Genomic DNA, 13,338 nt, shown 5'->3' on the forward strand with positions numbered 1-13,338 from the left:
CAACTAAAAATTAAAAAAGAGAACCGATGAATCAGGATTATATTAAACCAGATAACTGGTCGATAATTGAAGAAGGATTTGATGTAGAAAGAGTTAAATCCTCAGAAAGTCTTTTTAGTATTGGTAACGGAGCCATGGGGCAACGTGCAAATTTTGAAGAGACGTATACAGGCCCTACTTTTCAGGGAAGTTACATTGCAGGAGTATATTATCCTGATAAAACCCGAGTTGGTTGGTGGAAAAATGGATACCCAGAGTATTTTGCTAAAGTTTTAAATGCTCCGAATTGGATCGGAATTGATGTAGAAATCAATGGAGAAAAACTGGATCTTCATAGGTGTAAAGTAGTATCGGATTTCCGAAGAGAATTAAATATGAAAGAAGGTTGGTATCAACGTTCTTTTAAAGCCATTCTTAGAAATAATACAGAAGTATCGGTAAAATCAACTCGTTTCCTTAGTCTGGATTTAGATGAAGTAGGAGCGATCAAGTATGAAGTTACACCTTTAAATGAGGAAGCTGTTGTAAGTTTTAAGCCCTATATAGATGCTGGAATTACTAATGAAGATAGTAACTGGGATGATAAGTTTTGGGATACTTATGAAGTATCACATAAAGGGAATGCTGCTTTTATCTCATCTAAAACAATGAAAACAGAATTTCATGTTTGTACAGGAATGTTAAATCAGTTGTTTTTAGACGGAGAGTTACAGGATGTTTACCCAGTTGTAGAAACTAATAAAACCCTAGCTAGTTTAGGGTATGCAGTAACCGCTAAACAAGGAAAAACTGCTGTTTTATGTAAGTTCGGTGGGTATACGGTATCTCTGAATCATAAGAAAGAAGATATTGCTTCTGCTAGTGCAGCAGTACTTAAGCAAGCTTCAGAATCAGGGTTTGATGCACTTTTGGATTTACAAAAGAAAGCTTGGTCTCGTATATGGGAAATGGCAGATATTGTCATAGATGGAGATGTAAAAGCGCAGCAAGGAATACGTTTTAATATTTTTCAACTAAACCAAACGTATCTTGGAAAAGATGCTCGTTTAAATATTGGTCCAAAAGGATTTACTGGAGAAAAGTATGGAGGAAGTACCTACTGGGATACTGAAGCATACTGTATTCCGTTTTACATGGCTACAAAAAATCAGCAAGTTGCCCGTAGCTTACTGAAGTATAGATATAATCACCTAGAAAAAGCTATAGAAAATGCAGAAAAGTTAGGTTTCACTAATGGAGCTGCTTTGTATCCAATGGTTACTATGAATGGAGAAGAGTGCCATAACGAATGGGAGATCACTTTCGAAGAGATTCATAGAAATGGAGCGATGACATTTGCAATCTATAACTATCTTCGTTATACAGGTGATTACAGTTATATTCCCGAAATGGGACTGGAAGTGATGATCGGGGTAGCAAGATTTTGGCATCAGAGAGCAACATTTTCTACAGATAAAGAAAAATATGTCATTCTTGGAGTAACAGGACCAAATGAATATGAAAATAATATCAATAACAATTGGTATACGAATTACTTAGCGAAATGGTGTATTGAGTATTGTGTAGAAAATATCGAAAAGGTAAAGTCAGATTATAAAGCTGATTACGATAGGATTATTGCCAAAACAAAGCTTGATCAAAAAGAAATTGATCAAATGCTAGAAGTGGCAGAAAAAATGTATTTCCCATATTCAGAAAAACATCAAGTATATCTTCAGCAAGATGGTTTCTTGGATAAAGAGTTAATTACCGTTGAAAATCTGGATAACTCTCAACGTCCTATTAACCAAAAATGGAGTTGGGATAGAATCTTAAGATCTCCTTATATCAAGCAAGCGGATACGTTGCAAGGTTTTTATATGTTTGAAGATCATTTTACCAAAGAGGAGTTAGAACGTCATTTTGATTTCTACGAACCTTTTACAGTGCATGAATCTTCACTTTCACCTTGTGTTCATAGTATACAAGCAGCAGCTTTAGATAGAATGGATCAAGCTTATACATTTTATCTTAGAACATCAAGATTAGATCTTGATGACTACAATAAAGAAGTAGAAGAAGGATTACATATTACAAGCATGGCTGGTACCTGGATGAGTATCGTTGAAGGTTTTGGTGGTCTAAGAGTTAAAAATGACACATTATCTTTTGCGCCTAGAATTCCAAAAGAATGGAAAGGATATACTTTTAATGTTAATTTTAGAGGAAGTATCTTAAAAGTAAACGTTTCTCAAGACGGTACTACCTTTAATCTTGAAGGAGAAAAAGATCTGTTAATATATGTGGATGGTAAGGAGTTTACCATTTCTCCAAATAGTTTAATGAGTGTTTAACTCATTTTTTAAATGAATTAGTGATACCCCAAAAGCGAAAGTTTTTGGGGTATTTAATTCAATTCTTTATTAAGATTAGGATAAACCTAATTAAATAATACAAATCAAAAATTAAACCATGAAGAACATACTAACCATGCTCTTTGGGTTAATCGTTTCATTAACCTTCGGGCAAATAGAAAAAATAGAACCTCCATTTTGGTGGAGCGATATGAAATCTAGTCAATTACAGCTAATGTGCTATGGTAAAAATATAGCAGAACATGATGTTGAGAGCAAAACAGTAACTATTACTGATGTTACCAAAACAGAGAATCCTAATTATCTTTTTGTTACCATCGAAACTAAAGGAGTAAAGCCAGGTGAAGTAATTTTAGATTTTACAAAAAACAAGAAGATTGTTTTCTCACAGTCGTATGAGTTAAAACAAAGAAGAGAAGATTCTGCTAACCGAAAAGGATTTGATAGTAGTGATGTTATGTATTTGATCATGCCAGATCGATTTGCAAATGGAAACCCGTCTAATGATTCACATAAAGATACGGTAGAAAAGGCAGATCGGTCTAAACCTGGAGGAAGACATGGAGGAGATATCCAGGGAATTATTGATCATTTGGATTACCTCAATGAGCTTGGTGCTACAGCGATTTGGAGTACGCCTTTATTAGAAGATAATGAGCCTGTATATTCATATCACACCTATGCACAGAGTGATCTTTATAAAATTGATCCTAGATATGGTACAAATGACGACTATAAAAGATTAGCAACTGAGATGCATAAATTAGATATGAAGCTAATTATGGATTATGTTACGAATCATTGGGGTTCAAAACATTGGATGATCAAAGATTTACCTTCAAAAGATTGGATTCACCAGTGGCCAGAAGGGTTTAGAAGAAGTAACTATAGAATGACTACTCAATTCGATACAAATGCGTCTAGAGTAGATGCTAAAGGATGCATGGATGGGTGGTTCGATACCACTATGCCAGATATGAATCAGAGTAATCCATTGCTTCTTCAGTATATTACACAGAATGCCATTTGGTGGATAGAATATGCAGATTTAGATGGATTTAGAGTAGATACTTATTCGTATAATGATAAAGAAGGAATTGCTAAATGGACGAAAGCAATTATGGATGAATATCCAAATTTTAATATTGTTGGTGAGGTATGGATGCATGATCAGGCACAAATGGCGTATTGGCAAAAGGATAGTAAAATAGGAGCTATCGACAACTTCAATTCTCACCTTCCATCAGTAATGGATTTTACTTTGCATGATGCCATTATGGTTATGTTTCACGAAGAAGGAAATTCTTGGGATAAAGGGATGATACGAGCATATGAAAATTTCACAAATGACTTTTTGTATCCCGATATTAATAACATTCTACTTTTTGCAGGTAATCATGATACGAATAGAATCAATGAAATATATCAGAGTGATATTAGTAAGTACAAGATGGCCATGAGTCTTATTTTTACTACCAGAGGTATCCCTCAGATCTATTATGGAGACGAGATAGGCATGTTAGGAAACCGAGATAAAAAAGGAGATGGTGATATTCGTAGAGACTTCCCTGGAGGTTGGCCAGATGATAAAAGAAGTGCTTTTGTGTCTGAAGGAGAAAAACAGAAGACGGCTGGTAGAACTAAGGATGAAGAAGCCTTTCATGTCTTTACGAAAAAGGTATTGAATTGGAGAAAAAATAGCGAAGCTATTCACAAAGGGGAACTCTTACAATATATCCCTTTTGACAACGTGTATGTTTATTTTAGGTATACCGAAAAGGAACGTGTTATGGTGATTATTAATAATAATTCTGAAGATCAAAAGCTAGATGTTACAAGATTTAAAGAAGGTTTAGAAAATCACAAAGTAGGGAAAGATATTATTACGGATAATACTATTGATTTGACGGAAACTATAGAGATACCTTCTAGAACATCCATGATACTTACATTACAATAATAAATCAAAATCAAACTAGAACAAATGAAAAGAATAATCTTAGGTCTTTTATTAGCGGGTATTGTAACTTCTTGCGGAAAGACAAAAAAGGAAGAAACCGTCGCAGAGGTCACGGAAACTATTACTGAGGAAGTAAAAGAGGAACTAGCACCAATAAGTAATGCAATGATGGAGAATGCTGTTATATATGAAGCTAACATACGACAGTATTCAGAAGAAGGATCTTTTAAAGCTTTTACTAAAGACATTCCAACATTAAAAAATCTTGGAGTAAAAGTATTATGGGTTATGCCAATATATCCAATATCAACTACCAAAAGTAAAGGTCCATTAGGAAGCTATTATGCTATTTCGGATTACACAAAAGTAAATCCTGAATTTGGAACTTTAGAAGATTTTAGAGATTTAGTAAAGACTGCTCATGATAATGGTATCTATGTAATATTGGATTGGGTTGCTAATCATACTGGTTGGGATCATGTTTGGTTAAAAGAACATCCAGAATTTTATACTAAAGATGATAAAGGTGAAATAACACATACGGTAGGAACCGATTGGACAGATGTAGCAGATCTTAATTACGATAATCAGGAGATGAGAGCAGAAATGTTAAAAGCTATGCAATATTGGTTGAAAGAAGAAGGAGTAGATGGTTTTCGTTGTGATGTAGCAGGAATGGTCCCTGTTGATTTTTGGGAATCTACCGTAGCTGAACTAAAGAAAATAAAACCAGTATTTATGTTAGCCGAAGGATGGGAACCAGAATTGATGGAGAACGCATTCGATATGGGATATGGATGGGATACACATCATGTAATGAATCATATCGCAAAAGGAGAGAATACAGTAGCAGCTTGGGATAAGAGAATGAAACAAGTTGATTCTATGTATGCTGCAGATGATATATTAATGAATTTTACTTCTAATCATGATGAAAACTCGTGGAATGGTACCGTACAGGAAAGAATGGGAGATGCTAAAGAACTATTTGCAGCACTATCCTATGTAACACCGGGAATGCCATTAATATATTCTGGACAAGAATATGATATGGATAAACGTTTGTTATTCTTTGAAAAGGATACCATTATTAAAAAGAAGGGAGTGTTTTATCCATTATACGAAAAACTAGGTAAGCTAAAAAATGAGAATATAGCATTACACGGAGGAAAAAGTGCTGCTTCTTATGAAAGAATAAAAACTTCTGCTGATGATAAAGTTTTAGCGTTTAAACGTGAAAAGGAAAATCATAAAGTGATTTTTGTGGCGAACATGACAAAAGAACCTGTGAAATTTACCGCAGAATATGAAGGAGAGTTTAAAGAATATCTTTCTGGTGAATCTATAATGGGTGCCAAAGGACAAGAATATGACTTAGATCCATGGCAATACTTAATTTTAATTGAGTAGTTAAGCTAGATAAAAGGAATTGTAAAAGCAGTGTTTCTAAAACACTGCTTTTTTGTTTTTTTAAATTATGATGGCGTTAAAGTTTCTAAATTGTAATCTAGGATACTTTGGAAAGATGAATTTGAAATGAAGATTATAAATTGATCTTTTTTATTGAGTTATGTTATTTTATGATTAATTAAGGGAATTTTTCCTTAATTAAAAGGTATTTCCACAATAAAATGAAGCAGTATTTCTATAATTTAGAGATTCAGATTTAGCTAAATCAATTATTTCTAACCATTAAACTTCATTTTAATTATGAAAACTCTTAAAACACTTTTATTCATTTGCTTTTTCGCTTTTAATTTTTCGGTGATCAATGCGCAAATTAAAATTGGTCAAGGGGTAACATCTCCAAATGATTGGGTTGATTACAACACGACGGGAATCTATGTAGATGTAGATACGAAATCTTGTGGTTTTACTACGACACCTCATTATTTAGTAACCTTGGAATCCATAAGTAACAAAGGGTTTCATTGGTATATTTCTGGGGTTCCTTCAATTTATAATACAACACCAACTGGTTTTAGAGTATATTTGCGATGGACAGATGCTCCATCTGATTTGCCTACTGTCGGATCTCTTAATTTTCCTAATCCTTTAAGAGCAAGTACAGCTCAGGATAGAGATTGGGTGATTCGTTGGACTGCTATAGAAATGCAAGATTGCTCACCATCTAGGTTAGATAGTAGTGCAGTAAATACTATTTTTTCTGGTGCTTTTGGAAAAGATGGTGATATCTTACCTAAAGATAATAATGCAGGTGCGGTAGATACTACTCCAGGGAATAATCTTAAAATATTTCCAAATCCTAGTAGTAATATTCTTAATGTAGAATATAAAGGAAGAATTGAAAAACATGAAATTTATAATTTAAACTTTCAATTATTAGGAACATATCATTCTAATACAATTGATATTAAGAAGTTTCCAAAAGGGAATTACTTATTAAAAACCTATACCTCTCAAGATGGAATAGTTACTAAACAATTTGTGAAGTAAAAATTTTATAAAGTTTATAATTTTAAGTTTAAAATTTTAAGGAACGGTTTATGAATGTAAGCCGTTTTTTGATTTTGTATGAATTATAAAGGAAATATACTCATGTTTATACAATTTTGAAATTTTACTTATTCCTTAACATTTTAGATATAAATATGTTAAAACCGTACCTTTTTTGTCAGCAATTACTGAATTTATTAACCGAAAACGTTTTAGATTTTAGGCAAATTAGGTTATTGTGATCAATAACAATAGATTTGGCTTCAATGATGGAAAAAGTGAAAAATATTGCGGTTCTAACTTCTGGAGGAGATGCTCCAGGTATGAACGCTGCTATTAGAGCAGTTGTTCGTGCATGTAGTTATTATGAGGTTGAATGTTTTGGTGTGTATAAAGGTTATGAAGGTCTTATACATAACGAAATGGAAAAACTAAATGCGCGTTCAGTAAGAAATATTATAAATAAAGGAGGAACTTTTCTAAAATCAGCACGTTCCAATGACTTCAGGACAGAAGAAGGTAGAAAAAAAGCCCATGATAATCTTATCAAAAACAATATAGATGCTCTTATAGTAATAGGAGGTGATGGAAGTTTTACCGGAGCTTTAAAATTATCAGAAGAATTCAATTTTCCGGTAGTAGGTATTCCAGGTACTATAGATAATGATATTAATGGAACAGATTATACCATTGGATATGATACTGCACTAAATACGGTTGTAGAAGCAATTGATAAAATACGAGATACGGCAAGTTCGCATAACAGATTATTTTTGATCGAAGTTATGGGAAGAGATGCAGGAGATATTGCTCTAAATGCAGGAATTGGAGCAGGAGCAGAGGAAATACTAATTCCTGAAGAAGATATGGGGATTGATAGACTTATAGAGTCCCTTAGAAAAAGTAAAAAAACAGGAAAGACATCTAGTATCATAGTAGTTGCTGAAGGAGATAAGTCCGGAAAGAATATTTTCGAATTAGGAGAATATGTAGAAGAAAATTTGGAAGATTATGAAGTTAGAGTTTCAGTACTTGGTCATATACAAAGAGGTGGTGCACCAAGCTGTTATGATCGAGTTTTGGCAAGCAAATTAGGAGTAGGCGCCGTAGAAACTTTATTAGAGGGAAAAAGTCAGGTAATGATCGGAATTGTACACAAGCAGGTTACAATCGTACCGCTTACCACAGCTTTGGGAAAAAGAACACATAAACACGATAGATTAATAAAAGTAGCTGATATAACTTCAGTTTAAATATAACCACGTTTTAAATCAAAAACAACTAAATTATTAAGTATGAGTACGTTAAAAATTGGAATTAACGGTTTCGGTAGAATTGGAAGAATTGCCTTTAGAATTGCTTCTAAACGCGAGAATGTAGAAATAGTAGCTATTAACGATTTGTTAGATGTAAACCACCTGGCTTATTTGTTAGAGTACGATTCCGTTCACGGAAAGTATGATGGAACTATAGCAGTAGAAGATGGGAAGTTAGTGGTAGATGGTAAAGCAATTCGTGTTACTGCAGAAAGAAACCCTGAAGATTTAAAGTGGGACGAAGCTGGAGTAGAAGTAGTAATGGATTGTACAGGTATTTTCACCACTTTAGATAAAGCGGATGCTCATTTAAAAGCAGGAGCTAAAAAGGTAGTGATTTCTGCACCTTCTGCTGATGCACCAATGTTTGTAATGGGAGTAAATCATAAAGATGTTAAGCCAACAGATACTATTGTTTCTAATGCATCTTGTACAACAAATTGTTTAGCTCCTTTAGCTAAAGTAATCAATGATAACTTTGGTATAGAAGAAGGATTAATGACTACAGTGCATGCAGCTACAGCTACACAGGCAGTGGTAGATGCTCCATCTAAAAAGAACTTTAGATTAGGAAGATCTTCCCTAAATAACATTATTCCTTCATCAACAGGAGCTGCAAAAGCGGTAGGTAAAGTTATTCCAGAGTTAAATGGAAAGCTTACAGGAATGGCGTTCAGAGTTCCAACGGCTGATGTTTCTGTGGTAGATCTTACTGTAAGAACTAAGAAATCTGTATCTTATGATGAACTTAAGGCAGTTGTGAAAAAGGCTTCAGAAAACGAATTGAAAGGTGTACTAGCATATACAGATGAGGATGTAGTATCACAAGATTTTGTTGGAGAAGATCATACTTCTACTTTCGATGCGGGAGCAGGAATTGCTTTAAACGACAATTTCTTTAAGTTGGTATCTTGGTATGATAATGAATATGGATACTCATCTAAATTAGTTGATCTTTCATCATACGTAGGAAATCTATAAGGAGTAATATATGATATTGCCCTGATTTCGGAATGTTATTGGGGCTTTTTTCTTAGATATACATACACACACAACAAATTTTTTTTTAAATGATTTTAATAGCTGACGGTGGTTCTACTAAGTGCGATTGGATTCTCCTTGATGATGTAGGGGAAATCGTGTTTAAAACGCGTACAGAAGGATTAAATCCTGCTGTATTTGAAAAGTCTTTGTTAGAAAAGCGAGTTCGGGCTAATGCCGAGTTAACCGAACATAGTACAACAATTGAGGCAGTTCACTTTTATGGAGCAGGATGTGGTACGGAGAAACCAGCTGCGATGCTAAAAAAAGTGTTTGAAAACTTTTTTGTCAATGCAGATGTCATTGTTAGAGAAGATATGGTAGCAGCCGTGTATGCTGCAACTACAGAACCTGGTATTGTGTGTATTTTAGGAACAGGTTCTAACAGCTGTTATTTCGATGGTGATAATATACACATGGCCGTAGATTCGTTAGGGTATATTTTAATGGATGAAGCTAGTGGGAACTATTTTGGAAAACGGCTGATAAGAGATTATTATTATAAAAGGATGCCTCCGGAGGTGGCAGGAGAGTTTGAAAAACGTTTCGACCTTTCCTCTGATACTATAAAAGAAAATTTATATAAAAAGGAAAATCCTAATACCTATCTAGCATCATTTGCAGAGTTTATTTTTACAAGTGAACGTAACGGATACTTTTATAAAATTATTACAGAAGGAATTCAGGAATTTGTAGAAACTAGGGTTTTATGTTTCCCTGAAGCACAAAATGTACCAGTACACTTCATTGGATCTATTGCACATTTCAGTGAGGATATTATCCGAGCAGCAGTATGGCCTTATCATTTAACGGTTGGTAATATCGTAAGAAGACCAATTGACGGTATTATAGATTATTACCGAAATGATGTGATTCAGAAAAATCCAAATAACGTATAGGTAAGATAACGTTACCTTGAAGAAAATTAAAAGAAGGAGAAGTTAATGGTAATGTTCTAAAATTATCAGATTTTCTCCTTTTTCCATTTTCCATAAGCTAGCTACAAAAAAGTAAGACCCTTCAAAATCCTCGTAATCACAACCTACAAAATAATCATCATCATCTTTGATTATTTTTTCGCAGATGTGTTTTTTCATTTCATTGTGCCAAAAACTGTCATTCTCTTCTTGATCAATCCAATCTATTACATCCCTTTCGGAAATAATTCCTAGTTGTGTTTTGTTGTCCGAAATTAGTTTTTCAACCTCTTTTTCTTTAAGATATTTAATAAACTTTTTGCTAATGGTCTCTTCCTTCCAAATTCTTTTGGAATCCCAGTTCATTAAATACTTTATGTTTTCCTTTGTTGTTTTCACTTTTCTTTTTTGGGGAATAATTCTGGGTAAAAGTATATATTTTATTTATTAAAATTGTAATTTAAGGTAATTCTTGTTCCTTTTTCGGGTGTACTACTTATAAATATTCGGCCATTTATATAGTTCATTCGCTCTTTCATAAAAAATAGACCCATTCCACCTTCGGCATTGTTTTTTGGCTTATCCGGAATTTTACTTAGATCAAAACCTTTACCATTATCTTCAATACTTATACTTAAAACGGATTCTGAGCTATTTATTTTAATGAGTATGTATTCAGAATTAGCATATTTAATAGCATTATTTACGGCTTCTTGTGTAACCCTATATAAATTGGTTTCGACTAACGAATCAAAACGAATATCTGTGTCAGATGTGTCTTGGAGAATGATATTTTTGCTGGTTAGTTTGGTTAATTCTTTTGCCATTTTCTGAAGGGCAATACTAATACCATAATCTTTTAATTCTGGAGGTGTAAGATTAAAGGTGGCAGTTCTAATCCCAAGAATCAAATCTTTGGATAATTTTTTTAATCCTTCAATTTTTTGATTTGTTTTCTCTACATTCTCCGTGTTAATCGATTCTATATTAAATTTTAATGCAGTAAGCATTTGGCCAATACTATCATGAATTTCTTTGGCAATTCGTTTTCTTTCCTCTTCTTGCGCTTCTACTATCTGACTGGCATTTGATTTTTGTAATTCCTCTTTTTGGCGATATTCTAAATCTGTTAACCTTTTAATTTCTAATTGAGCTTCTTTTCTTTTAGAAATATCAGAACAAAGAACCAACCTTTCACTATTACCAGATTCCTTAAATACATTAAGGATAGAAATGTCCAACCACATTTTTTGACCTTCACTTGTAGTAAATTCAAATTCTTCATTAAAAACACCACCTTTGTTTTGTGCAATAAGAAGCAAAAGTCTATTGGTCTGTAATTCACTTAATTTCATAAGTTCAACAAGGTTTTTTTGATCTACTTTTTGATCTACATTTAGAACTTTTCGAAAACGCTCTCCTAAATTTTTAATAAATCCTTGTTCATTTACTCTAGCGTAAAGCAATGTTTGATCTAATGCTTTGGTTAAAGAAATAAGTTCTTGTACATTTTCATTTTGAATTTTCCTCAGTTTCTCAGCATTTTTTGCCATATCAGTAGCGTCTTTTTGTGAGATCAGAAGATCAAATATGGTCTTTTTAATACTTAGTGCTACAGGTCTAAATAAAAGGAAAAACTCAAAGACTAATATTAAAATAATCAATCCAAATAGTAAATATTCTATCCGTTTAAGGCTTGAAATTTTTTCTTGTGCATCTTTTTCATACCTAAATACAATAGCATCCATTTGTTTCAGGAAAAGAGGTTCGTTGAAGATAACACTATTTAGATATGGGGTTAGTATTTCATTGTTAATGGAATCATTTCGGGCTAATGAAACTATTTGCAAACTATTTTCATAAATAGTTTCGAAATAGGGTTGTAAAACCAAGAACATCCGCTTGATTTCGGTACTATCATTTTTACCTTTAGGAATCGAATCATTATAGCGTCTTAATCTCTCGTGGGATGTTTTCCAAAGACTAATGGTTGCTTCTAGGTCATTCAAATATCTTTTTTTTGATATAGAATTGGTAGCGTTACTAAGTAGTAATAGTTCTTTAGTAAGCTTTTGGCTTAACATTCTTTGTCTACCAGAAATATTTATGATTTTAGAATCATCAATCTGAGAATTAAGATATCGTTGAATAAAGAACTGACCTCCGATAGTGAAAATAGCAATAGCGCCTAGCGCAATAATATAAATTTTACTAAGGCGATTAAACGTTTGAAGATCTAGTGACTCTAATTTATTCAATTTAACAAAATTAACCGATCGCTTTTTGTATCAATTCCAGTCCTTTTTCGGTATACGATAATTGCAATGCCGCTTCCTGTCCTCGTTCAGACATTTTTCTCCATGTTTTTTGCAATATATCGATAACTTTTTCGTCAGAATGCTTTTCGAAAAAGTCGGTATAGTAGAACTCTAAAAAAACCAAACAAATTACATCTTCTAAGATTTGGGTTCCCTCATCTTTTTTAAGTTTCTTTTTCTGTATTAAAAATGAAACTCTATCTATCATTTCTTGATCATACCCAACTTCTGACATGATTTCAGAAGTCTTAGCTGCATGAAACTTTTTCAGTTCTTCTCTCCATTTTAAATAGCCAACACGGTCCATTGGATACTGGTTTCGTGGTATTTCCCAGCGACATATATGTTGAGCTCTAGCTGCTATTTGTAATGCTTCAGAAGGGGTCTTTTCAAACTTAGAAAGTGTAGCACTCATTCTTTGTCCATAAATTAACTCTTTTGCTACCTGTTCCTTATTAACATTTTCAGTATTCGGATCTTGAGCATTTAATTTATCGATAAGCGAAAAAACTTGGTCTAATTTTGTGGTTGGCATAAAAGTAAACTATGATTAGAATACTTGCTAATGTAAGGCTTTTATAAGGAATATAATATTGATTATTCTTCAAAACCGATAAATACGGTTCCGTCTTCTACCTTAACAGGGTATGTAGCAATAGCAGCTAAATCCCCATTTAAATTTTCACCACTTTCTAAAGAAAATGTTTTTTTATGCATCGGGCAAGCAACTTTCGGTATTCCTGAGTGATCTCCAATCATTCCTCTACTTAGAACCATTTCCATTTTGTGAGGACACACATTTTGACACGCGTACCATGCATTTTTTCTTTCAAAATTAAAGACAGCAATCTGTTTTCCTTTGTATTTAACGCAAGCACCTCCATTTTTTGGAAAATCTTCTACTTTAGCTGCTTCAAACCAAACTTTTACACTCTCTAAACTAGTAGTCTTGTATATTTCTAAAATTTCTTCCAT

Annotated in this window: 11 protein-coding genes; 7 read left to right on the forward strand and 4 right to left on the reverse strand. The window is 33.2% G+C overall.

The window, feature by feature from the left end; translation table 11 throughout:
- The first annotated feature begins 26 nt into the window (after positions 1-26).
- The 7 genes from Q1A73_RS14975 to Q1A73_RS15005 all read left to right on the forward strand — a co-directional run bounded on the left by Q1A73_RS14975 (position 27) and on the right by Q1A73_RS15005 (position 10,027).
- Positions 27-2,333 (forward strand): glycoside hydrolase family 65 protein, encoded by a 2,307-nt coding sequence (locus tag Q1A73_RS14975; RefSeq protein ID WP_299607051.1) that lies wholly within the window; start codon positions 27-29, stop codon positions 2,331-2,333.
- A 118-nt stretch (positions 2,334-2,451) separates the two neighbouring features.
- Positions 2,452-4,314 carry a glycoside hydrolase family 13 protein gene (locus Q1A73_RS14980; RefSeq protein ID WP_299607052.1) on the forward strand — a complete coding sequence of 621 codons (1,863 nt, stop codon included), beginning with the start codon at positions 2,452-2,454 and terminating at the stop codon, positions 4,312-4,314.
- 24 nt (positions 4,315-4,338) lie between these two features.
- The gene (locus Q1A73_RS14985; protein WP_299607053.1) at positions 4,339-5,724 is read left to right on the forward strand and encodes an alpha-amylase family glycosyl hydrolase; all 1,386 of its coding nucleotides are present in this window, start codon (positions 4,339-4,341) and stop codon (positions 5,722-5,724) included.
- Positions 5,725-6,024: 300 nt separating this feature from the next.
- Positions 6,025-6,771 carry a T9SS type A sorting domain-containing protein gene (locus Q1A73_RS14990; protein ID WP_299607054.1) on the forward strand — a complete coding sequence of 249 codons (747 nt, stop codon included), beginning with the start codon at positions 6,025-6,027 and terminating at the stop codon, positions 6,769-6,771.
- A gap of 266 nt (positions 6,772-7,037) precedes the next feature.
- Positions 7,038-8,024 carry a 6-phosphofructokinase gene (pfkA, locus tag Q1A73_RS14995; RefSeq protein ID WP_299607055.1) on the forward strand — a complete coding sequence of 329 codons (987 nt, stop codon included), beginning with the start codon at positions 7,038-7,040 and terminating at the stop codon, positions 8,022-8,024.
- Between the two features lie 42 nt (positions 8,025-8,066).
- Positions 8,067-9,068 (forward strand): type I glyceraldehyde-3-phosphate dehydrogenase, encoded by a 1,002-nt coding sequence (gap, locus tag Q1A73_RS15000; protein WP_299607056.1) that lies wholly within the window; start codon positions 8,067-8,069, stop codon positions 9,066-9,068.
- Between the two features lie 89 nt (positions 9,069-9,157).
- The gene (locus tag Q1A73_RS15005; RefSeq protein WP_299607057.1) at positions 9,158-10,027 is read left to right on the forward strand and encodes a BadF/BadG/BcrA/BcrD ATPase family protein; all 870 of its coding nucleotides are present in this window, start codon (positions 9,158-9,160) and stop codon (positions 10,025-10,027) included.
- A gap of 42 nt (positions 10,028-10,069) precedes the next feature.
- Here Q1A73_RS15005 and Q1A73_RS15010 read toward each other — a convergent pair whose 3' ends face one another.
- The 4 genes from Q1A73_RS15010 to nirD form a co-directional block, all read right to left on the reverse strand.
- Positions 10,070-10,444: a hypothetical protein gene (locus tag Q1A73_RS15010; protein ID WP_299607058.1), complete on the reverse strand. Its 375-nt coding sequence runs from the start codon at positions 10,442-10,444 to the stop codon at positions 10,070-10,072.
- Between the two features lie 41 nt (positions 10,445-10,485).
- Positions 10,486-12,303 carry an ATP-binding protein gene (locus Q1A73_RS15015; RefSeq protein ID WP_299607059.1) on the reverse strand — a complete coding sequence of 606 codons (1,818 nt, stop codon included), beginning with the start codon at positions 12,301-12,303 and terminating at the stop codon, positions 10,486-10,488.
- A 10-nt stretch (positions 12,304-12,313) separates the two neighbouring features.
- Complete coding sequence (locus Q1A73_RS15020) at positions 12,314-12,898, reverse strand: DUF4202 domain-containing protein (protein WP_299607060.1); 585 nt, start codon at positions 12,896-12,898, stop codon at positions 12,314-12,316.
- Positions 12,899-12,960: 62 nt separating this feature from the next.
- On the reverse strand, positions 12,961-13,338 hold the full coding sequence (gene nirD / locus Q1A73_RS15025) for a nitrite reductase small subunit NirD (RefSeq protein WP_299607061.1): 378 nt from the start codon (positions 13,336-13,338) through the stop codon (positions 12,961-12,963).

It is taken from the genome of uncultured Aquimarina sp. (genome assembly GCF_947492115.1).
Lineage (GTDB): Bacteria > Bacteroidota > Bacteroidia > Flavobacteriales > Flavobacteriaceae > Aquimarina.

Excerpts from the sequence above, each read along its gene's own strand:
- Q1A73_RS14975 (WP_299607051.1), top strand. The coding sequence starts at position 27 with ATGAATCAGGATTATATTAAACCAGATAACTGGTCGATAATTGAAGAA.
- Q1A73_RS14980 (WP_299607052.1), top strand. The coding sequence starts at position 2,452 with ATGAAGAACATACTAACCATGCTCTTTGGGTTAATCGTTTCATTAACC.
- Q1A73_RS14985 (WP_299607053.1), top strand. The coding sequence starts at position 4,339 with ATGAAAAGAATAATCTTAGGTCTTTTATTAGCGGGTATTGTAACTTCT.
- Q1A73_RS14990 (WP_299607054.1), top strand. The coding sequence starts at position 6,025 with ATGAAAACTCTTAAAACACTTTTATTCATTTGCTTTTTCGCTTTTAAT.
- pfkA (WP_299607055.1), top strand. The coding sequence starts at position 7,038 with ATGATGGAAAAAGTGAAAAATATTGCGGTTCTAACTTCTGGAGGAGAT.
- gap (WP_299607056.1), top strand. The coding sequence starts at position 8,067 with ATGAGTACGTTAAAAATTGGAATTAACGGTTTCGGTAGAATTGGAAGA.
- Q1A73_RS15005 (WP_299607057.1), top strand. The coding sequence starts at position 9,158 with ATGATTTTAATAGCTGACGGTGGTTCTACTAAGTGCGATTGGATTCTC.
- Q1A73_RS15020 (WP_299607060.1), bottom strand. The coding sequence starts at position 12,898 with ATGCCAACCACAAAATTAGACCAAGTTTTTTCGCTTATCGATAAATTA.
- nirD (WP_299607061.1), bottom strand. The coding sequence starts at position 13,338 with ATGGAAGAAATTTTAGAAATATACAAGACTACTAGTTTAGAGAGTGTA.